Below are 19789 nucleotides of genomic sequence, written 5' to 3' on the forward strand. Positions count from 1 at the left end.
GTCCGCGTTTTTCGTGCGGCTTCAGGACCTATGTGTGACGAGAGCGCGAAAGCGATATAGGGAGATGAAAAAAATTGATCTGGCTAACCCCGCAACTCGATGCGGGTGCACCAGCCCAAGGTCTGTTCGATCCTCAGCGGCATGGTCTGCTCCAGGGCGCGCAGGGCGCCGTCGCTGTCATCCAGGGGGAACAGGCCCGATACCCGCAAATCAGCGGCCTGCGGGGCGATTCTCAGGATGCCCCGGCGGTAGGGCCGCAAGGCCTCGACCAGCTCGCCCAGGCTCCAGTCATCGACGCTGAGCCAGCCGCCGGTCCAACTGCTCTCGCCGCGTCGATGCTCGGCCAGGCGCTGGATACCGGCGACATCGAAGCGCACGCCATGCCCCTCGCCGAGCGTCGCCTCGGCGCCGCCCAGGGTGCGAATGGCGACGCTGGAGGCCTGTACCCACACCCGGCTCGCCTGCGCCTGCAGGGCAACCGTGAAACGGGCATCCGTCGTCTGCACCTGGCCGTCCGGGGTGCGCACGGTGAACGGCCGGGCGCCCGCGACGACCTGCAACTGCAGCTTGCCCTTGCGCAGGCGGACCTCGCGGGCCTGGGCATCGAAGTGCAGGTCGGCGGCACTGCAGGCATCGAGCAGCAGCCGGCTGCCGTCGGGGAGGGTGCGGGCGAGCCGCTCGGCGGTGCCGCTGCGCAGGTCGGCAGCCAGTTCCTGCGCCAGGTCGGTCTTGCCCAGCAGGTAGCTGCCCAGGCCGAGCCCGGCCATGGCCAAGGCGCCACGCAGCAAGTGGCGGCGGTCGAGGCTGGGCGCCGACTGCAAGGTCTGGCGCAGTGCAGGCCCGCCCTCGGCCAGGGGCGTCAGGGTCAGCGCCAGATGGCCCTGGACCCGTGTCCAGGCCCGGACATGGGCCGGATCGGCGGCCAGCCAGGCCTCGAAGGCCTGCTGCTCGCGTGGGGACACCTCGCCGGAGCCCAGGCAGGCGGTCCATTCGATGGCCTGTTCGATGGCCTTGCTCACGACAGCAGCTCCTGGCAGCACAGCTTGAGCCCCTTGGCTACGTACTGCCGAACACGGATGGTCGAGACGCCAAGCTGCGCAGCGATGTCGGCGTACTTCATGCCGTCGAGCTGGCTGCAGAAGAACGCCGCGCGCGCCCTGGGCGACAGGCCGTCGAGCAAGGCGTCGAGGGCCAGCAGCGTTTCCATCGCCAGCGCCCGTTCCTCGGCCGAGGGCGCGGTCGCCTCGGGTTCCTGCGCCAGGGCCTCGAGGTAGGCGCGTTCCAGGTCGCGCCGGCGCCAGCTGGCATAGACCAGGCGCTTGGCGATGGTGGTGAGGAACGCACGGGGTTCGCGGATGCTGTGTGGCGCGGGATGGGCAACCACTTGGACGAACGCTTCGGCGGCCATGTCTGCCGCGTCGTGGCGGCAACCCAGGTGGGCCCGCAGGCGCCCGAGCAGCCAGCCGTGATGCTCGCCGAACAGGCGATGCAGGACGTGCTGGCGCAGGGAGGAGGTATCCGGTGACGACATGGGCGAGGCAGGTATGATATGAAATGAGAAGGATTATTATTTATTCCCGCCCATCAGACAATATCCCGACGCCCCCGGCCTGCCGACCGGGGACGCGCCGGCAGGGTTTCAAGCCGGTTCGACTTCGCTGGGGCAAGGTTTCTTGCCCGGGACCAGCGCCTGGTAGCCGATCCTGCCGACCGCGCCCAACTGCGAGTCGACCAGGGCCTTCAACGACTCGCCGCTGGCCAGGTAGGCATCGCCGAAGTCATGGCCGCCCAGGGCGCTGGGATGCGCCACCACCTCCAGCACCCCCGCCTTGGGCGCCAGCCCCGCCTTCAGGTCCACGGGCGTGCAGACATAGTCCGCGGTCGCCCCGCTGAGCTGGCGCAAGCGCCTGTTGAGCAGCGTCTTGAACAGCCGTTTCAACGGGCCGATGTTGTGCCCCAGGTTGCGCGCCAGGCGCACCGGTACGCCTTGCTGGCGGGCGAAGCGGGCGACGAGCTCGCCGATCGGCCAGATGTTGTGCACGTGCTGGTGCGAGTCCAGGTGGCTGGGCACCAGGCCGTGGTCCAGGCAGTGCTGCCACTGGGCCTGCAGCTCCTGCTCGACCGCTTCGCGTTCGCTGCGGGACAACCGCAGCGTGCGGCGCTTCAGGCGCAGGTCGAACTCCCCATGAGGGGCGCAGAACCGTTGTTCGGCGAGGATCGCCTGGCTCAACGGCCGCCCATAGGTCAGGTTGAAGTGCAGCCCGATCCGCCCCTTGAGCGCTGGTTGCTGGGCCAGCACGCAGGCACCGGCGAAGGCGGGCATGTTGGCCATGGCCGTGGCCGAACTGATCAGGCCCGCCTGGAAGGCATGCAGGATCACGGCGTTGGTGTGGGCGCTGAGGCCGAAGTCGTCAGCGTTGACTATGACCTGGGATGGCATCCGGGCTCTCCTGTGGGGGATGGGGGACAACATCGCCCGCGGCCGTGGCCGCGCGCTTGCGCAGGCGTGGCTTGAGCCACTGCCAGCAGCGCAGGGCCAGGCCCAGGGCGATACCGTCGAGGCGCCAGCTGTAGCAACTGATGCGCCACTGTTCGAGTTGGCCTGTCATGCGTTCGTGGAGCTGGTGGCTGGAGTTCTCGAGGCTCACGCGCGAGGCATCGACCCAGGTCCAGCCGTCTTCCAGGCCCCAGTGGATCCACTCCTCCAGCAGCACGCGGCCGCTGCCCAGGTCGCGATGCTCGGGGACGAAGGCCAGGTTGTAGTCGTAGACCCGGCCACGCTCCAGCAAGCCCAGGCGATAGCTGATGCAGCGCCCGTCCAGCTCCAGCAGCACCAGGCACACCAGGCCTTCGGCAGCCAGGGCGGTGAAGGCCTGGTACATCCACTGGCGGCGCGTGTCGCCGGAGAAGATGCCGACCTCGTCGTCGCCTTTCCAGCTGGCCGCCTCGACGGCGCTCACGGCGTCGAGCAGCGCGACGATGTCTTGCGGCGTGGCCAGGACCCGCCGCACCAGGGCGCCGCAGGCCTTGATGCGCTTGCGCGCGCGGCGCAGTTTGTAGCGCGGGTCGCCGCTGACCTCCTGGCGGTCGGCCTCGCTGATGCGGTGCACCGGTACCTTGCAGGTCAGGCGCCGTTCGTAGGTCGAGCTGGCCATGGCCCATTGGCGCAACCAGTCGTCGCCGTCCTCGCCGGGGACTTCGCCAAGCTGCAGCAGGGCGTGGGGCAGGCGCTTGCGGATGACCTGCAGCACCTGCCTGGCGCAACGCTCGGGCAGGTCGACGAGCAGGGCGATGCGGTCGCTCAGTGGATGGCCCAGGTGCCGCACCACCGGCACGTTCAGGGGGCCGAAGGGTTCGCGCTGGCGCACCAGGGGCAGGCACAGGCACAGCCGGCCGTCCTGATGCCCCAGCAACACCTGCAACTGCTGGCCTGGCTGCAGGGCGGCCTCGGCGGCGCGCAGCCAGCCCAGGTGGTTGAATGGCGTGCTGCCGGGCAGGCGGCGGCGCAGCGCCTCGTAGCCGGCGGCGGGAAAGTCGTCGGTGCACAGCGAGGCGCACCAGCTCAGGTCCAGGCCCATGGCTCAGGACGCCGTGGCCGTGGTGCCCTCGGGCACCGGCTTGCGCAGGGGCTCCAGGCGCGACGCCTGGTAACGGGTTTCGCGAAAGAACTTCCAGCGGCCGAACAGGCAGTACACGTTCATGATTCGTCCTTGCTCCTGGTAGCCCATGCGCAGGTGTAGCTTCAGCGCCGGGATGTTGTGTTGCTCGCACACGTCCACCACCTTGTTGCAGCCTTGGGCGGCCATGGCCTTCCACAGGGCCAGTTGCAGGTCCACGGAGAGCTCGGTGCCCCAATACTTGCGGATCAGCTCGCCGCCGAACTCGAAGAATTCGCCGGGCCCCACCGGGAACCAGCAGCCATAGAAGTGCCGGTCGTGGTAGTGCCGCGGGCTGCCCCAGATGAAGGCCACGGCATCGCCGTCGTCGTCGAGGAACATCAGCCCGGTGTGGCCCTCGGCGGCCAGCTCGCGCATGGTCTCGACCCGGTCGCCGAAGTGCCGGGCAAAGGCCTGTACGTTGTTCGCCGTGATCGTCTCCACGCGCAGGGGCGGGTAGGGTTTGAGCCGGTGCGGTGGCACCGGGGTCTCCAGGTCGCGCTCCATCCACAGCAGTTCCCAATGGTAGAAGACGTAGTGCCGGAAGGCGCTCGCCAGTGTGTCGCGCAGTCCCTTGCGCTTGATGCGGTCCTGGAGTTTGCTCAGTACGTGCATGGTGCCTCCTGATGGCTGCAGGTCGAGGCGCGCCTCATGGCGCGCTCCAGGTCAGGGCGAACAGCGTCTGCCCTGGCAGTTGAAAGTGCAGGGTGCCGTCGCGGCAGGTGAAGGCGGCCTGCCGGGCCTGGCTGTCGGGGCCGAACAGTTGCAACTGGCCTTGCGGGCACTCGCGGCGCGCCGGTGTCCCGGCCAGGGTCAGGCCCACCTGCTGCACGCGCTCGGTTTTGTTGACACCTAGCAGGCTGCGCTGGCGGCCTTCGGCCATGGCCAGGGCATCGACTTCGAAGGCGTCGTTGTCCAGGCTCAGCACCTGGGTTAGCCAGTGACGCTGGATGAACTGCTGGGCGAGCCCCACCGGCTTGAGTTCGAAGTGGTCCTCGCCGAGCACGCGGACCATGCCCTTGGGCCACTCCGGCTCGTCGGCCACATGGAACCAGTTGAGCATGTCGAGCAGGCCATCGGCCGAGGCGTTGACCACCACCGAGGCCCACCACAGGCTGGCGTAGTGGGTGTCCTGGTCGTAGCGGCTCAGGCTGGAGCCGCTGGACATGTTGGTCTGGTCCAGCAGCAGCGCCTTGCGCGGCCGGCCCTGGTCGTCCAGGCCAACCAGTGCGGCGGCCTGGCGCACGCTGTCGCGGTAGCTGCGGGTGGCCAGCAGGTCGCGGACCATCCACTCGTGCCAGGCCAGCGCGTCGATCTGCGCGTCGTGTTCGGCGAGCAGGCGCCGCGACCAGTCCAGGCCGATGCGCTGGCGGCTGCCTTCGTGGAATGGCCCGTTGACCAGGTTCGAGCTGGCCGGCATGGCGATGCGCACCCCGGCCTCGCGGGCACCGGGGAAGCGCTGGACGCGCTCGAGCATGGCCTGGAAGTAGCGCCGGTAGCTGGCGTAGTCGCTGTAGTTGAGGTTCGGCTCGTCGGCAAACGCCAGGTAATGCAAGGCCTTGCCGCCCAGCTCGCGGGTGGCGGTGAGCCAGGCGTCCAGGCCATCGTCGCTGGTGCGGTCGGCAGCCAGCACCGAGCGCCGTCCGGTGCCCGAGAGCAGGGTGATGTCCTGCGTGATCGGGTAGCGCTGCTGGTAGAAGCGCCGGAAGTCGTTTTCGTAGTTCGGCTTGCGCGCCAGCAGGTCGAGCAGGCTGTAGTAGCCGGCGGCCCGGGGCTGCAAGGCATCGAGCACTGCATGGCTGGAAGGGGGCGGCATCACGTAGGGCAGGTTGACGCCCAGGCTGGGCGTCGGGCCCAGCACCCTGCCGCCCAGGCGCAGGGCGACCTTGCCCTCGGCGCTCGGCAGTGGGCCGAGGTCTGCGGCGCGCTGGGCGAACAGGTTGGCGCTGCCGTCGAGCCAGAAGGCCGCCTTGCCCCGGCCTTGCAAGTGCAGGCGGTAGGTTTGCGCGGTGCTGGATACCGGCAGTGCCAGTTGGTCGAATTGCCAGTAGGCGCGGTAGGGCTTGAGCGTCAGCTCCAGTTGCCGCTCGTCGCCCAGGCGCTGCACCTGCAGGCCGCGCACGCCACCGTGGTACTTGCCGGCCAGGGTGGCCTGCACACCGGCCGGCACCTGGAAGAACAGCGTCACACCCGGCCCCACTTCGGCGCTGAAGTGCACCTTGGCCGGGGCGAACAGGGCGCGGGTGCCGTCGCTGTACTCGACTCGGTAGCGGCGGAAGCTGTAGCCGGGGATCTCCAGGCGGTAGGCGTTGTCGCTGGCAGGCAGCGGCCAGCGCTGGTGGCCGCGGGCCTGCTCGGGGGGGATGTGGCGCTCGGCCTGCAACTGGCCCTGGCCGTCGAGCAGGTAGAGCCGTTCATGGTTGGCCTCGGCCTGCCAGGCCGGTCGCCAGCGGATGTCCAGGGTGTCGCCGCGGGGCGCGAGCAGGTAGAGGCTGCCATCGCGGATATCGCCCCACGACAGCGGTGCCGCCTGCGCGGCAGTGCCCAACGTCAGGCTGGCGAGCAACAGGGCCAGGTGCTTCATGCCGGCCTCCGTTGCAGCATCTGGCGCAGCGGCGTCAGGTCGCTGGGCAGCACCAGCAAGGTCTGCCACAGGGGAACGCCGCTGAGCCGGCAGTACAGCACCAGCATCGCCACCGTCACTGCCAGGTAGGCGATGGACGAGGCCAGCGCGGCGCCGACGATGCCGAAAGTGGGGATCAGCACCACATTGAGCACCAGGTTGAGCGCCGCCCCCAGGCCCATCAGCAACGACACCGTGCCGGGGCGGTTCTTGCCCAGCAGGTCCAGGCGCAGGATGCTCGCGTAGCACAACCCCAGCAGCCCCGGCAGCAGGGCGAGCAGGGCCGGGTAGGCCGGCTGGTACTCGGCACCGAACAGGGTGACGATCAGCCACTCGCCGATCAGCGCCATGCCCAGGCAGGCGCCGAGCATCACCGTGGCGGTCAGGCGCAGGGCCAGTGGGGTCAGTCGCTCCATGCCGGCATCCTGCTGCAGCAGGCGTTTCATCAAGGGCGTGGTGACCGCCTCGGGGACGATCAGCAGCAGTTCGGCGGCGGCGCTGGCCATGGCGTAGTGGCCCAGGGCGGTGCTGCCGAGCAGGGCGCCGATGAACAGGTAGTCCGAGCGCAGGATCATCTGCTGGAACAGCACGTCCGGGTGGCTCCTGGCGCTGTAGGCGAGCAGTTCGCGCTGGCCGCGGAAGTCCCAGCGCAGGCGGATCGAGTGCTGGCGGCCGAGCCAGTACAGACCCAGCAGCGCCACCAGGCCCAGGCCGCCAAGCCAACTGATCAGCGCCGCCTCCAGGGCCGCGTCGTGCCACATCCAGAACAACCCGACGAACAGCAGCAAGGGCACCAGCGACTCGGTCAGGCGCAGGGCGTTGAAGGCGCCGACGCCGCCGGTGCTGTTGTGCAGGGTCAACAGGCCGCTCTTGAGCACCGTCAGCGGCACCGCCAACAGCAGCAGCCAGGCCAGCAGGCCGAGCTGGGCGGTGGCCTCGAGCTCGGTGCCGAAGGTCCGCGCCAGGGCCACGCACACCAGGGTCAGCGCCCCGGCGATCAGGCAACCGTAGACCAGCACCTGGCTGAGCAGCAGGCCCAGGCTGCGTTGCTGGGCCGCCTGGTAGCCGACCGCGGTGTTCAGCCCACCGCTGGTGAACGCGCTGATCAGGTCGGGCAGGGTGCTGAGCAGGGCGAACAGGCCACGTTCGCTGGGGCCGAGGATGCGCGCCAGCAACACGTTGCGCAGCAGGCGCAGGGCGATCATCGCCACTTTGGTGCCCATGCTCAGCAGCATGTGGCGCAGGTAGCTGTTGCGGTTCATGCCGTGCCTCCGCGGCTGATGCGCCAGGCCAGCAGCGAAGGCCGGCTGGCGGTGCGCTGGCTGACCCCGATGCGTGGCAGGGCCAGCGGGTCGTCATGCCCTTGGCAGATCCCGGCGCGGGTGCTCAGGGCATAGGGGTAGCGGTGCGCTGCCAGGCGCGCGCGAACCCGGGCGTCATGGTCGCCATTGGGGTAGCAGTACACCGGCAGCGGCTGCGTGCAGCCTTGCTGCAAGGCCTGGTGGCTGCGGCTCAGCTCCTCGTCCAGGCGCTGGTCGTCGAGCCCCGGCAGCAGCGCGTGGCTGGCACCGTGGGGGCCGAAGCGGATCAGCCCGGTGCTTTCCAACTGGCGCACCTGGCGCCAGTCCAGGGCCTGGGGCTGCGACTCGGCCGGGCAGGCGTCGGTCAGCAGGCACAGTGCCTGTGGGGCGAGCGACTTCAGGCTTTGCAGGTAGCCGGCCAGCACCTGGCTGCGGGCATGGGGGCGCTCATGGATGAAATAGGCCGCCGGCACTGGCCGGCCGACCTTGCGCAGTTGTTCGATCAGGGCCTGGCGCGGCGCCTCGCCATGGCTGCCCCACAGGGTCTCGCCCAGGCTCTCCCACCAGAAGCGCTGGCGGCTGCCGATGTAGTCGGTGGACAGGAAGATGCTCGCCGGCACCTGGTGCCGTTGCAGCAGTGGAAAGGCATGCAGGGCATTGTCGCGCCAGCCGTCGTCGAAGGTCAGGGCGACCTTGGGCCGTTGTGTGCCACGGGGGTGTTCATGGGCCTTGAGCAGGTCCATCAGGTGCACGCAGTCGAAGTGCCGTGGCAACCAGCGCAGCAGGCACTCGAAGGCCTGCGGTCCGACGCACAGTTCATTGCGATGGGGCAGGGCCGCGCTCGCGTCGTCGGGCAGCACCCGGTGCAGCATCAGGATGACCCCGGCGCCGCGCAGCTGGCTGCGGCCCTTGGGCGAGTTCAGGTACAGCCAACCGCCGGCACGCTTGAGAGTGGTCTTGATCGGCATGACAGGCACTCATCGGGTCTGGTTGGGGGTCCATTGGTTGTAGCTGTGCCCGCGCAGGAACTGCCACAGGCCGACGCTCATGCCGGCCAGGGTCACCAGCACGAAAGCGGCGAGGCGAAACGGCCTGGGCAGGCGATGGCGCACATCCAGCAGGCCGGCCACGGCGATGGCGTAGCCGAGCAACTGGGCGGCCAGGGTCAGGCGGTAGAAGCCATGCTCGTCGAGCAACCAGAAGTTGACCAGCAGCAAGGGCAACAGCAGCACCGGGGCCAGGCGGCGGACCAGCTTGTGGCTGATCAGCGCGATGGCGTACAGACCGTGGCGCAGGGGGTCGAGCAGTTCACGCCGAGCGGCGAGGCTGATCAGGCCGCCGACGGTGACGCGCTGGCGGCGGCTGAACTGCCGCTCGGCTTCGTCGACGCCACAGTCGAGCACCGTGGCTTGGTCGACATAGACGACACGCTTGCCGGCGACTGGGGCACAGGTATTGATGTAGAAGTCGTCGTTGACCCGTTCGGGGATCGGCTGGTACAGCTCGCGGCGCAGCGCCTGCAGGGCACCGTCGGCCGAAACCGTGCAACCGGTGCGATTCTCCACCCGGCGCAGCCAGGCTTCGTAGCGGCGGTAGAGGCTTTCGCCCAGGCTCAGGCCCTTGCCCGCCACGGGGATGATCATCTTGCCTACCGTGCCGCCGACGTCGGCGTCGGCGAACGGCGCCAGCAGTGCGTCGAGGGTGCCGTCGACCCACTGCACGTCGCAATCGGTGAACACCAGGATGTCGCCCGTGCAGTGGGCGACCGCGGCGTTCAGCACGCTGTTCTTGCCTTGGCGCGGCAGGTCGAGCACCAGGATGCGTGGGTCGTCGAAGTTGCGGGCCAGGGCCACGGTGCAGTCGCTGGAGCCGTCGCTGGCCAGGACGATCTGCAGGCTGGCGACGCGACAGTCGTGCGCCAGCAGGTTGCGCAGCTTGTCCTCGACGTGCCGCTGCTCGTTGTGCGCGGCCACCACCACGCTGACGTGCTGCGCTGGCAACGGCGCGGGGCGGCGCCGGGGGAAGAACGGCCCCATGGCCGTGAGCAGCAGCGGGTAGCCCAGCCAGGCATAGAAAGGCAGGAGCAGGCATAGCCAGAAGATGAATTCAGCCACGAGCGGGCCTCCTTGCGTTGCAGTTGAACAGATTGAGCACCAGGGCCGCGCCGGCCAGGTGCAGGCGGATCCAGTGCAGCCCCCACAGTTGCAGGATGAACAGCGGGTCGCGGTGCTTCAGGCTCTGGCGCAGGCTCAGCGCCAGGGCGGGCAGGGCGCCGACCAGCAGCAGGAGCAGGGCGGTGTGCCCTGAGCCGGCCAGGAGCAGCGACAGGGCCAGGGCATCGAGCAGCCAGATCGCCAGCGACAGCAGCGGGAAGCGCAGCAGGCGCAGGTTCAGGCCATGGCTGCGCAGCAGTTGCACGTGGCTGCCCTGGCGCCAGAGCTCCTTGCCCAGCCATTCCGCCCAACTGCCCTCGAACCCCCAGTGCAGCACCACCGGCTGGCGCAGCACCCGCAGGCGGGCGCCGGCCTGGTGCAGGCGCAGGGTGAAGTCCTTGTCCTCGCCGGTGCGCAGGCGCTCGTCGAAGCCACCGACGCGTTCGAACCACTGGCGCTGCATCAGCAGGTTGGGGGTCGGCAGCCAGGTGCTGTCCTGCACTGTCTGCCCGGCGCGCAGCGTGCGGCGCTGCCAGGCATAGGCGAACCAGGGCGCCTGGCGCGGGGTATCGCAGTCCAGGGCGAAGACATCGCCTTCGCCACGGCGGTGCAGTTCGAGCAGGCGGCCGAGCCAGTCGGCGGGCACTTCGATGTCGGCGTCGAGAAACGCCAGCCACTGCCCCTGGCTGGCCCGCGCGCCATGGTTGCGCAGGGCGCCGATGGCCATGCCTGGCAGGCTCAGCACGCGCGCGCCATGGGCCTGGGCGATACGCGGCCCGGCGTCGCTGGAGCCGTTGTCCACCACCAGCACCTCGCAGGCCAGGCCTGCCTGCGCGGCGGCGGCCTGTACCGCCTGCAAGGTCCGGGCGATGTGCCGGGCCTCGTTGAACATGGGGATGACGATGCTGACCAGGCTCATGCCGCGCCCCCCATCGTTCGCGTTTCGGCGGCCTTGCGCCAGGCCACGCTGGACAGCGCCAGCATCAGCCACAGGTACTTGTGGCTGGGGGCGCTGAGGAACATCAGGAACAGCGCCAGGGCGAGCATGCTCATGGTCAGGTGGGTCATCATGTCGGCCTGGTCCTGGTCGCCGGCGGCCTGCCAGGCGGCGCGCGCTCGCCAGAAGTTGCGCAGGGCCAGGGCGATCATGCCGACGAACAGCAGCCCGGCCGGCAACCCGGTTTCGCTGACGATCTCCAGGTAGGTGTTGTGGGCCCGGCGGTAGAGGTCGGTGACCTTGCTGTTGACCGGGGCGAAGGCCTTGGAGAAACCGGTGCTGGCATAGTGCAGCGGGAAGGTGCCAGGGCCGGTGCCCAACACCGGGCTGTCGCCGATCATCTCCCTGCCCACCACCAGGTAGGAGGCGCGGCGGCCCAGGGACTCGTCCTTGTGCGCATTGACCCCAGACTTGAGCAGCACCAGCGACTGGATACGCTCGACGTAGCCGGCCGGCATCAGCGCCGCCCCCAGCGGCAGCACGATGGCCAGGCCGAGCATGGCGAACCCCAGGTGCCGCGGGCGGATGCGCCGCAGCTGTTCGCGGTAGTTGTAGAGCACGATGACCAGGCTGATCATCAGCACCACCAGGCCCGAGCGCGATTCGGTCTTGGTCATGCCGGCCAGCAGCAACAGGCAGCAGGCGGCCCAGAACAGCTTGACCGGCACCTGGCGGCCCTTGATCGCCAGCCACAGGCTCATCGGCATGGCCACGGTGATCAGCATGGCGAACAGGTTGGGGTCGAGCATCGCGGTGGCGCGGCCCTGTTCCTGGTACTTGGTGGAGAAGATGGCGAACAGGCACATCACGCACACGCTCAGGCTCACCAGCCGCGCCAGCATGGCCAGGTTCAGGTCGCGACCGACCAGCAGGGCGATGACGAACACCACCAGGCCGACGATCAGTTCACGCAGGTGGCCCAGGGACAGGGCCAGGTTGTCGCTGGTCCACAGGCTCAGCAGGTACAGCACCAAAAACGGCAGCAGCAGGCGCCAGTGGCTGCTGCGCAGGCGTTCGCCGGGCAACTGGCGCACGGCCAGTTGCAGGGCCAGGATCAGCGCCAGGCCGACCCCGACCAGCTTGGCGCCGGAGAGCAGGCCGTCCTTGAGCAGCCCCTCCAGCGGGACCAGCGTGGCGATCGCCAGCAGCCCCCAGGCCGGACGCCGGTACAGCACCAGCGCACCGGCCAGGGCGAGCACCGCGCCCGGCGCCAGGTAGGGATAGGGGCTGGCCAGCAGCACCAGGCACAGCAGGCCGGCCAGGCTGACCAGCGACAGTGGGATGATCATGTGACAACCTCCTGTGCCGCGCCCTGGTAGACCTGGGCCCAGTGCAGTGCCAGGGTCGGCAGGTGGTAGCGTTCCTGCTGGGTCTGGCGGGCACGGGCCACCAGTTCGGCGACCTGCGCCGGGTCGTCGAGCAGGGCTTGCAGGTGCCGCCCCAGCTCGTCGACCGCCAGCGGCCGGGCCAGCAGGCCGTTGCGGCCGTGTTCGATGACATCGGGGATGCCGCCGACGCCGAAAGCCACCACCGGCACGCCTTCTTGCATGGCTTCGAGCAGGATCATCGGCGTGCCTTCGGTGCGCGAGCTGATCACCAGGGTGTCCAGCCGCGCCATCCAGCTGCGCATGTCGTGCTGAAAGCCCGGCAGGCTGATGCGCTCGCCCAGCCCGGCGGCATCGATACGGGCCTGCAGCGCGGCGCGTTCCGGGCCATCGCCGAGCATCACCGCCTGTAGCCGGGGGTGGCGCTGGCACAGCGGGATCAGGGTGTCGAGGAACAGGTCCGGGCCTTTCTCGCGGCTCAAGCGGCCCACGTAGCCGACCAGCCACTGGCCGTTGCCGTGGACACGCCTGGGCGCTGCGGCGGCCTGCGGCAGGCCGTTGGGGATCACCTGCAGCTTGCCGGCCGCGACCCCCGCCTGACGCAGCAGCGCGGCGATGCTCTCGGCCACGCAGACCACCCGCTGCACCTTGGGTGTGCGGCACAGCTGCAAGGTGAGCCAGGTGTATAGGCGCTGCTTGCGGTTGCTCGGGGTGAAGCCGTGCTGGGTACTGACCAGCGGCAGGCGCCATAGGGTCGCGCCCAGCCAGCCGAACACCAGGCCCTTGAAGTTGTGGGTGTTGATCAAGGGCCGTTCACCCCGGTACTGGTGCAGCTGTGCCAGCAACTGCACCAGGCCCTGGCACGATTGACACGCGACGCCGGCCTCGCGAAAGCGCGCCACCAGCTGCGCCGGGGCATCGAGGAACAGCACCCGATGCTGGCCCGGCGTGGCCTGGCAGTGGTCCAGCAGCATGCGCTCGGCACCGTAGAACCCGCCACTGCTGAGCAGATGGAGGATCGGCCGGTGGCCGGCGGGCACGGCGGCGTTCAATTGCGCACCCAGTGCATCAGGCGTGGCAGCGACCAGGACCGATGCGGATTGGGCAGGGCCGGAGCCTGGTCGTTGATCACCAGCAGCACCGGCAGGTCCAGTTGATGGGCGATCTGCGCCGGATGCTTGAAGCGATGGTCGAAGAACTCCTTGATGTAGACCAGGGCGATCGACAGCAGGATGCCCGTGAGCAGGCCGAACGGGATGATCAGGCCAGGTTTGGGGAAGGCCGCGGTGGTCGGCTCGTACGGCGCGCTGAGGATCCGCGCGTTGGACTGGCTGCCATCGAGCAGGCCCTGGCCACGGCTTTCCTCGTAGCGCTGGGCGTAGGTGGAGAAGGCCTTGTGCAGGGCATCGATCTCGGTGTCCAGCTGGCGGGTCTTGCTCTGGGTCTCGCGCAGTTGGTGGATGCGCGCCTTGTAGTCGGCGATGCGCTGGGTCTTCTGATCGATCACCTGCTGGGTCACGGCCAGGTCCTGCTGGCGTTCGCGGATGCGGTTGTCGACGATCTTGAGGAACTGCTGGCGGGTGCGGCCGATCTGCTCGCGCAGCAGCAGCATGGGTTCGGCGCTGGCCTGGAACACGGCCAGGTCGGCGCCGTAGCGGGCCACCTGGCTGGTCAGCTGTTCACCCAGTTGTTTGATCTCGCGGTCCTCGAAGGCCACGTTGTCGACCGTGGTGGTGAAGGTGTAGGGGAAGCTGTAGTCGGTCATCCTGGCCTTGTTGGCCATGGCCATGCTGCTCTTGAGGTAGTCCAGCCACTGGCGGTTCTGCAACTGCCGGTCGCGGTACAGGTTCAGCGCCTGCTCCTCGGTGTTGATGGCGTTGAGGCGGAAGGTGATCTCCTCTTTCGGGTCCGACGAGCCGACCGCTTCGAGCAGGCCGAGGCGTTGGCTCTCCAGGTCGCCCAGGCGGGCCTGGTAGTGCAGCTTCTTCTGCTCGTAGAAGGTTTCCGGCAGTTCGTTGGACTGCAGGTCCTGGCGGTTCTTCAGGAAGTTGTCGAGCAAGCGCTGGACGAACAGGGTGCCGAGCTTGGGATCGTCGGCGCTGTAGATCACCGAGATCACGTTGGAGCCGGGCAGGGTCTCGACGGTGAGTTCCTTGATCGCCTGGTCGGTGAGGTCATCGAGCGCGGTGTCGCGCTGTTCGGCCACCTCGTTGCCGAACAGGCGCTTGAGCGGGTCGGTCACGTGTTCGCGCAGGGGCACGGACACATAGCGCTGCAGCAGGCCGGGCTCGGCCTGGTAGTGGCCTTCCTGGCGCAGCTGGTCGATGGTCTGGCGGATCAGCGTCGGCGAGCGCAGGATGTTGCTCTCGGTCTCCATGTCGGCCAGCGAGGGCGGGATGAAGCGGTCGGCCTCCTGGGTCAGGGACGAGCTGGTGTCGCTCTGCGAGAGCTTCTTGGACTGCACGATGACCTCGGCGGTGATGTCGTAGCTCTGCTTGAGCACCAGCGGCAGCACCACGGCGATCACCGCGAAGATCAGGAACACCCGTTTGACCAACTGGCGGTTGGCGAAGAAGATCCGGAAGAACTCATGCACGTAGTTCTCTTTGGGTTGCGTAGTCATGGCGTTCTCCCGGTCATTCGGCGTCGATTTCGCGCCGGTCGTTGTTGTCGTCCTTGCTGTCCAGGCGATAGCTGAAGTTCACGCCCATGCCCTGGAACAGGATCACGTCGGCCAGTTGCCGGGACAGCTCGCCGGCGCTGGCCAGCTTGGTCTTGGGCACGTAGAGCATGTCCTCGGGCTGCAGGTAGGCGATCGCCTGGCTTTTCCCCGACAGCGCTTCGTCGACGTCGTAGTTGTAGGCCTGCACGGTGTTGCCGTTGCGCCGCATGATCACCACCGAGCCGAGCCTGGCCTTGATGGTCGGGCCGCGTGCCAGGGTCAGCGCCTCGAGCACCGAAACCGGGCGGCGGATCGGGAAGGCGCCGGGCTGGCCGACCTCGCCGAGCACGTAGATCTCGTTGACGGCGGTGGACTTGAGCAGCACATCGACGGTCATGCGCCCCGGCAGGCTGGCGTAGCGCTCGTTGAGGTAGTCGCGCAGCTGGTTGACGGTCATGCCCTGCAGCGGGATCGAGCCGATCTCGGGGAAGGTCGCGCGCCCGTCCATGCCCACGGTGATGTCGCGGCTCATGCCGGTGCCGGGGTGGGTCAGGGCATCCTTCATGGTGCTCATGGGGCTGAGCACGCGCACCGTGACCTGGTCGCGGTTGCGCTGGAACACGCGCTTGTTGCGATAGGCCTGCTGGATGGCGCTCTCGGCTTCGGCGGTGCTCATGCCGGCGATGTTCACGCTGGTGTTGGTGCTGGGCAGGGTGATGCTGCCGTCGGGCTGCACCAGTTGGCTGCCATTGAGGTTGCCGGCGGCGAGGAAATTCAGGTCGACGGTATCGCCGGTCTGGATGCGGTAGGCCCCCGAGCTGCTGCTACTGCCGAGGTGGAAGATCACTTCCAGCACGTCCTGCGGGCGCAGCACCTGTTCCTGGCGGGCGATCTCGGTGTTCTGCGCCTCGGTGGGCGGCGCGGTGAGGATCTGTACCGGCATCTGCCGGGCTTCCTGGCTGGCGCAGCCGGTCAGTGCCAGCACGCACAGGGCAATCGATGGGTATTTCATGGTGGGTATCCTGTGCTGGCCTCAGAGGTTGTCGTACAGCCACTTGGGCATGTAGTACTTGCGCTTGTTGAACACGCTGCCGATCAGCCGCGCGCCGGCCTGGCTCAGGCGCTGGGCGGCGGCCTGGGCGACTTCCCAGCGCGTCTGCTCGCCGCACACCACGAGGATCACGCCATCGACCAGGGGGCCGATCACCAGGCTGTCGGCGCTGGCATAGACGGCTTCGCCGTCGATCACCACGAAGCGGTACTGGGCCGCGAGCTGGCGCAGCAGCACGCGCAGGCGCTCGGGGTCGAGGCGGTCGCGGCCACGTATCCAGGTGCCGCCGGGGAGCATGTCGAATGCCTGGTCGGACAAGCGCACGATGCAGTCCTCGGCCAGTGGCGGGGTGTCCTGGTCGAACAGCAGGTCGGTGAACCCGCGCAGCTTGCCCAGGCCCAGTTGCTGGCTGAGGCTGTTGGCACTGTTGCTGCTGTCGATCAGCAGCACGCTGCCCGCGCTCATCAGGGCCAGTTGGCTGGCGAAGGCCAGGGTGCTGGTACTGGTGCCGCTGCCGGTGTTGGCCGCGGTCAGCAACAGGGTGCGCTGGTCGAGGTCAAGGACAGTGGCGGTCAGGTTGGTCTCGCTCGGGGTGGCGATACTCAGGCTTCTCGAAGTGGAACCGTCCATCTCAACTTGCTCCGTGGCCAGTGAAGACTTTGAACGGAGTCTTGAAGAGGATCTTCAGGTCCAGCATCAGGCTCTGTTCGTTGATGTAGCTCAGGTCTAGCTCTACGCGTTGGTCGAAGTCGATGTTGCTGCGTCCGGAGATCTGCCAGAGGCCGGTCATGCCGGGGTAGATGGACAGCCGCGCGAGGTGGTTGTCCTTGTAGCGGTAGGCGTTGAACGAGGTGGGGCGCGGGCCGACCAGGCGCATGTCGCCGGTGACCACGTTGATCAGGTTGGGCAGCTCGTCCAGGCTGCTGCGCCGCAGCCAGCCGCCGACCGAGGTGATGCGCGGGTCCTTGTCGATCTTGAAGTCGATGGCATCGGCGCCGTGCTTGTTCAGGTGGCGCAGCGACTCCTTCAGTGCCTCGGCGTCGGCGACCATGGTGCGGAACTTGAACATGCCGAACACCCGCCCGCGGTAGCCAGTGCGCTTTTGCACGAAGAACACCGGGCCCGGGCTCGAACGCTTGATCAGCACGGCGAGCACGATGAACAGGGGTGATAGCACCAGCAGCAAGGCCAGTGCGGCGAGGCACGACAGCACGCGGTTGGTCCGCGACAGGGTCCACGGTCGCCCACCGACGCGGCCGGTAAGCCAGCCGCGGCCCTGCATGTGGATGGCCGCGTCGATGCGCTGCCGGTGCAGTGGGTCCATGCGTTTGTCCTGGTGCAGCGCCTGCAATTGCGCGCTTCTGGGTTGTCCCGTCATACCGCCCTCCGTTGATCCGCCTGCTCGCCTGCCGGGGTGGTCGTCGTGGCGTTGGGCGCGCAGTACTCTTGAAACCAGGCGATGAATCGCCTGAGCCCTTCATCGAGGGAAACCTGTGGGGTGAAGCCGGTGACCCGGGCCAGGGCGCTGGCATCGGCGCAGGTGGCCAGCACGTCGCCCGGCTGCAACGGCAGCAGCTCGATCACTGCATTGCGTTGCAGGTGCTTCTCCAGCAGCGCCAGGTAGTCGAGCAGTTCCACCGGGCGCTGCCCGCCAATGTTGTAGAGGCGCCAGGGCGCCTGGCTGCTGGCCGGGTCGGGGGCATGGGGGTTCCAGTCCGGGTCGCCTGCCGGCGCCCGTGGCATCAGCCGCACCAGGCTTTCGACGATGTCGTCGATATAGGTGAAGTCGCGCTGGTGGCGGCCATGGTTGAACAGCTGAATCGGCCGGCCTTCGCTGATCGCCTTGGCGAACTGCATCGGCGACATGTCCGGGCGGCCCCAGGGGCCGTACACGGTGAAGAAGCGCAGGCCGCTGCAAGGGATGCCGAACAGGTGGCTGTAGCTGTGGGCCATGGCCTCGTTGGCCTTCTTGGTGGCGGCGTACAGTGACAGCGGATGGTCGACGGTGTCCTGCACGCGGTACGGGGTCTGCCGGTTGGCCCCGTACACCGAGCTGGACGAGGCGTACAGCAGGTGCTGCACTGGGTGGCGGCGGCAACCCTCGAGGATGTTGAGGAATCCGACCAGGTTGCTGTCGATGTAGGCCTGGGGGTTTTGCAACGAATGGCGCACGCCGGCCTGGGCGGCCAGGTGCACCACCACCTCCGGGCGCTCCATGGCGAACAGCCGGGCCATGCCGTCGCGGTCGCTCAGGTCGAGGTGGCGCAGGTTGAAGTCGCCGCCTTGCTGGCGGACCCAGAGCACCCGCGCATGCTTGATGGCCGGATCGTAGTAGTCGTTGAAATTGTCCAGCCCCACCACCTGGTGGCCGTCGCGCAGCAGGCGCAGGCAGGTGTGGGCACCGATGAAACCGGCCGCGCCGGTGACCAGCACTTTCATGGCGCACCCACTTGTGGGGCGACCTGGCGCAGGCCGATGCCGCTGTAGAGCAGGCCATGGGCCGCCACCTGCTCGGGGTTGTACAGGTTGCGTCCGTCGACGATCACCCGTTCGCGCAGCTTGCTGGCCAGCAGGGCGAAGTCGACCACGCGAAAGTTCTTCCATTCGGTGCAGATCACCAGGGCATCAGCGTCCTGCAGGGTGTCGTCGCGGGTGGCGCACAACTGCAGGTCGTCACGGTAGCCGTAGAGGCGCCGGCATTCGTCCATGGCCTCTGGGTCGTAGGCGCGCACGGTGGCGCCTTCGGCCCACAGCGCTTCCATCAGGTAGCGGCTGGGCGCCTCGCGCATGTCGTCGGTGTTGGGTTTGAAGGCCAGGCCCCAGAGCGCGATGGACTTGCCGGCCAGCGGCGTGCCCAGGCGCTGCTTGAGCTTGGCGAAGAGGATCTGGCGTTGCCGGTCATTGACCTCGGTGACGCTCTGCAGCAGGCGCAGCGGCATACCGCTGCGCTCGGCGGTGTGCAGCAGGGCCTTGAGGTCCTTGGGGAAGCACGAGCCACCGAAGCCGCAACCGGGGTAGATGAAGTGATAGCCGATGCGCGGGTCGGAGCCGATGCCCCGGCGCACCGCCTCGATGTCGGCGCCCAGCTGCTCGCTGAGGTTGGCTAGCTCGTTCATGAAGCTGATGCGCGTGGCGAGCATGGCGTTGGCAGCGTACTTGGTCAGCTCGGCGCTGCGGTTGTCCATGAACATCAGTTTTTCGTGGTTGCGGCAGAACGGGGCGTAGAGCTCGGCCAGTTGGTCGTGGGCGATCTCGTCGCGGGTGCCGACGATGATGCGGTCCGGGCGCATGCAATCGGCCAGGGCACTGCCTTCCTTGAGAAACTCGGGGTTGGACACCACGCGCACCTGCAACTGGCCCTTGCCCAGGCGCTGCAGTTCCTCGCGGGCCAGGGCCAGGACCTGGTCGGCGGTCCCCACCGGCACGGTGGACTTGACGATCAGGGTGCGGTCCTGCTCCATCAGCGCGACGATCTGGCGGGTGACATCGAGCACATGGGAGAGGTCGGCCGAGCCATCCTCGTCGGGTGGGGTGCCGACGGCGATGAAGATCAGCTCGGCGTGGCTAACGGCATCGCTGGCCTGGGTGCTGAACAACAGGCGACCGTCCTTGATGTTGTCTTCCAGCAGCTCCGACAGGCCTGGCTCGCTGATCGGCGGCACGCCCTGGCGCAATTGGTTGATCTTGTGGGCGTCGACATCCACGCACAGGACCCGGTGGCCTACATCTGCCAGGGCCGCCGCCTGTACCAGACCGACATAACCAGTACCAAAAACGCTCACGTCCATGCGCAGTGCCTCGTATGGATGAGTAATAGGGATGAAACAAGGTGGTGAATTCGGTATAGCTCAGCCGTCCGGTTTTGCGTCAAAGCAATGGCATGTTTCGTTGAATTTACAAGCGCTGAGCGAGAGGGCCATCTGCCATCAACCCTTTTCCAATCCGTGAGTTAGCGTGGAAAGCTACTGGCAATTGGCCGGTTGGCAAACCGATGAACGGTCAAAGGCCGCGAAAAACGTGG

Annotated in this window: 18 protein-coding genes; all 18 read right to left on the reverse strand. The window is 68.0% G+C overall.

Annotated elements, in window-relative coordinates:
* Positions 1–83: 83 nt before the first annotated feature.
* The 18 genes from ACDI39_RS02995 to ACDI39_RS03080 all read right to left on the reverse strand — a co-directional run bounded on the left by ACDI39_RS02995 (position 84) and on the right by ACDI39_RS03080 (position 19556).
* Entirely contained in the window at positions 84–1019 is a 936-nt protein-coding gene (locus ACDI39_RS02995; RefSeq protein ID WP_486537602.1) for a DUF4880 domain-containing protein, read from the reverse strand.
* The gene (locus ACDI39_RS03000) at positions 1016–1531 is read right to left on the reverse strand and encodes a sigma-70 family RNA polymerase sigma factor (RefSeq protein WP_486537604.1); all 516 of its coding nucleotides are present in this window, start codon (positions 1529–1531) and stop codon (positions 1016–1018) included. The genes ACDI39_RS02995 and ACDI39_RS03000 overlap by 4 nt, the downstream gene beginning before the upstream one ends.
* A gap of 108 nt (positions 1532–1639) precedes the next feature.
* Positions 1640–2440: a ChbG/HpnK family deacetylase gene (locus ACDI39_RS03005; protein ID WP_225787956.1), complete on the reverse strand. Its 801-nt coding sequence runs from the start codon at positions 2438–2440 to the stop codon at positions 1640–1642.
* Positions 2412–3578 carry a GNAT family N-acetyltransferase gene (locus ACDI39_RS03010; protein ID WP_225787955.1) on the reverse strand — a complete coding sequence of 389 codons (1167 nt, stop codon included), beginning with the start codon at positions 3576–3578 and terminating at the stop codon, positions 2412–2414. The genes ACDI39_RS03005 and ACDI39_RS03010 overlap by 29 nt, the downstream gene beginning before the upstream one ends.
* A gap of 3 nt (positions 3579–3581) precedes the next feature.
* Positions 3582–4271, reverse strand: coding sequence for a GNAT family N-acetyltransferase (locus ACDI39_RS03015; protein WP_253081382.1), 690 nt, complete (start codon positions 4269–4271; stop codon positions 3582–3584).
* Between the two features lie 34 nt (positions 4272–4305).
* Positions 4306–6240 carry a hypothetical protein gene (locus tag ACDI39_RS03020; protein WP_225787953.1) on the reverse strand — a complete coding sequence of 645 codons (1935 nt, stop codon included), beginning with the start codon at positions 6238–6240 and terminating at the stop codon, positions 4306–4308.
* Complete coding sequence (locus tag ACDI39_RS03025) at positions 6237–7541, reverse strand: oligosaccharide flippase family protein (protein WP_253104042.1); 1305 nt, start codon at positions 7539–7541, stop codon at positions 6237–6239. The genes ACDI39_RS03020 and ACDI39_RS03025 overlap by 4 nt, the downstream gene beginning before the upstream one ends.
* Positions 7538–8548: a polysaccharide deacetylase family protein gene (locus ACDI39_RS03030; protein ID WP_225787951.1), complete on the reverse strand. Its 1011-nt coding sequence runs from the start codon at positions 8546–8548 to the stop codon at positions 7538–7540. Before ACDI39_RS03030 ends, ACDI39_RS03025 begins: the two co-directional genes overlap by 4 nt.
* A 9-nt stretch (positions 8549–8557) precedes the next feature.
* Positions 8558–9694 (reverse strand): glycosyltransferase, encoded by a 1137-nt coding sequence (locus ACDI39_RS03035; protein ID WP_225787950.1) that lies wholly within the window; start codon positions 9692–9694, stop codon positions 8558–8560.
* Entirely contained in the window at positions 9687–10652 is a 966-nt protein-coding gene (locus tag ACDI39_RS03040; RefSeq protein WP_486537608.1) for a glycosyltransferase family 2 protein, read from the reverse strand. The genes ACDI39_RS03035 and ACDI39_RS03040 overlap by 8 nt, the downstream gene beginning before the upstream one ends.
* The gene (locus ACDI39_RS03045) at positions 10649–12019 is read right to left on the reverse strand and encodes an O-antigen ligase family protein (protein WP_486537610.1); all 1371 of its coding nucleotides are present in this window, start codon (positions 12017–12019) and stop codon (positions 10649–10651) included. The genes ACDI39_RS03040 and ACDI39_RS03045 overlap by 4 nt, the downstream gene beginning before the upstream one ends.
* Positions 12016–13119 (reverse strand): glycosyltransferase family 4 protein, encoded by a 1104-nt coding sequence (locus tag ACDI39_RS03050; protein WP_410046068.1) that lies wholly within the window; start codon positions 13117–13119, stop codon positions 12016–12018. Before ACDI39_RS03050 ends, ACDI39_RS03045 begins: the two co-directional genes overlap by 4 nt.
* Complete coding sequence (locus ACDI39_RS03055) at positions 13104–14678, reverse strand: GumC family protein (RefSeq protein ID WP_225787947.1); 1575 nt, start codon at positions 14676–14678, stop codon at positions 13104–13106. The genes ACDI39_RS03050 and ACDI39_RS03055 overlap by 16 nt, the downstream gene beginning before the upstream one ends.
* Positions 14679–14691: 13 nt before the next feature.
* Entirely contained in the window at positions 14692–15729 is a 1038-nt protein-coding gene (locus ACDI39_RS03060) for a polysaccharide biosynthesis/export family protein (protein ID WP_225787946.1), read from the reverse strand.
* A gap of 21 nt (positions 15730–15750) precedes the next feature.
* Positions 15751–16398 carry a CpsD/CapB family tyrosine-protein kinase gene (locus ACDI39_RS03065; protein WP_253081388.1) on the reverse strand — a complete coding sequence of 216 codons (648 nt, stop codon included), beginning with the start codon at positions 16396–16398 and terminating at the stop codon, positions 15751–15753.
* 1 nt (position 16399) lies between these two features.
* On the reverse strand, positions 16400–17146 hold the full coding sequence (locus ACDI39_RS03070) for a sugar transferase (RefSeq protein ID WP_225787944.1): 747 nt from the start codon (positions 17144–17146) through the stop codon (positions 16400–16402).
* Positions 17143–18207, reverse strand: a complete 1065-nt coding sequence (locus ACDI39_RS03075; protein WP_225787943.1) for an NAD-dependent epimerase — start codon at positions 18205–18207, stop codon at positions 17143–17145. Before ACDI39_RS03075 ends, ACDI39_RS03070 begins: the two co-directional genes overlap by 4 nt.
* Positions 18204–19556, reverse strand: a complete 1353-nt coding sequence (locus ACDI39_RS03080) for a UDP-glucose dehydrogenase family protein (RefSeq protein ID WP_225787942.1) — start codon at positions 19554–19556, stop codon at positions 18204–18206. Before ACDI39_RS03080 ends, ACDI39_RS03075 begins: the two co-directional genes overlap by 4 nt.
* Positions 19557–19789 lie beyond the last annotated feature (233 nt).

The organism is Pseudomonas sp. Tun-23181 (genome assembly GCF_057415455.1).

What these genes read in the sequence shown, in the direction of transcription:
- ACDI39_RS03000 (WP_486537604.1), bottom strand. Translation starts at nt 1,531, where the DNA reads ATGTCGTCACCGGATACCTCCTCCCTGCGCCAGCACGTCCTGCATCGC.
- ACDI39_RS03005 (WP_225787956.1), bottom strand. Translation starts at nt 2,440, where the DNA reads ATGCCATCCCAGGTCATAGTCAACGCTGACGACTTCGGCCTCAGCGCC.
- ACDI39_RS03010 (WP_225787955.1), bottom strand. Translation starts at nt 3,578, where the DNA reads ATGGGCCTGGACCTGAGCTGGTGCGCCTCGCTGTGCACCGACGACTTT.
- ACDI39_RS03015 (WP_253081382.1), bottom strand. Translation starts at nt 4,271, where the DNA reads ATGCACGTACTGAGCAAACTCCAGGACCGCATCAAGCGCAAGGGACTG.
- ACDI39_RS03020 (WP_225787953.1), bottom strand. Translation starts at nt 6,240, where the DNA reads ATGAAGCACCTGGCCCTGTTGCTCGCCAGCCTGACGTTGGGCACTGCC.
- ACDI39_RS03025 (WP_253104042.1), bottom strand. Translation starts at nt 7,541, where the DNA reads ATGAACCGCAACAGCTACCTGCGCCACATGCTGCTGAGCATGGGCACC.
- ACDI39_RS03030 (WP_225787951.1), bottom strand. Translation starts at nt 8,548, where the DNA reads ATGCCGATCAAGACCACTCTCAAGCGTGCCGGCGGTTGGCTGTACCTG.
- ACDI39_RS03040 (WP_486537608.1), bottom strand. Translation starts at nt 10,652, where the DNA reads ATGAGCCTGGTCAGCATCGTCATCCCCATGTTCAACGAGGCCCGGCAC.
- ACDI39_RS03045 (WP_486537610.1), bottom strand. Translation starts at nt 12,019, where the DNA reads ATGATCATCCCACTGTCGCTGGTCAGCCTGGCCGGCCTGCTGTGCCTG.
- ACDI39_RS03055 (WP_225787947.1), bottom strand. Translation starts at nt 14,678, where the DNA reads ATGACTACGCAACCCAAAGAGAACTACGTGCATGAGTTCTTCCGGATC.
- ACDI39_RS03060 (WP_225787946.1), bottom strand. Translation starts at nt 15,729, where the DNA reads ATGAAATACCCATCGATTGCCCTGTGCGTGCTGGCACTGACCGGCTGC.
- ACDI39_RS03065 (WP_253081388.1), bottom strand. Translation starts at nt 16,398, where the DNA reads ATGGACGGTTCCACTTCGAGAAGCCTGAGTATCGCCACCCCGAGCGAG.
- ACDI39_RS03070 (WP_225787944.1), bottom strand. Translation starts at nt 17,146, where the DNA reads ATGACGGGACAACCCAGAAGCGCGCAATTGCAGGCGCTGCACCAGGAC.
- ACDI39_RS03075 (WP_225787943.1), bottom strand. Translation starts at nt 18,207, where the DNA reads ATGAAAGTGCTGGTCACCGGCGCGGCCGGTTTCATCGGTGCCCACACC.
- ACDI39_RS03080 (WP_225787942.1), bottom strand. Translation starts at nt 19,556, where the DNA reads ATGGACGTGAGCGTTTTTGGTACTGGTTATGTCGGTCTGGTACAGGCG.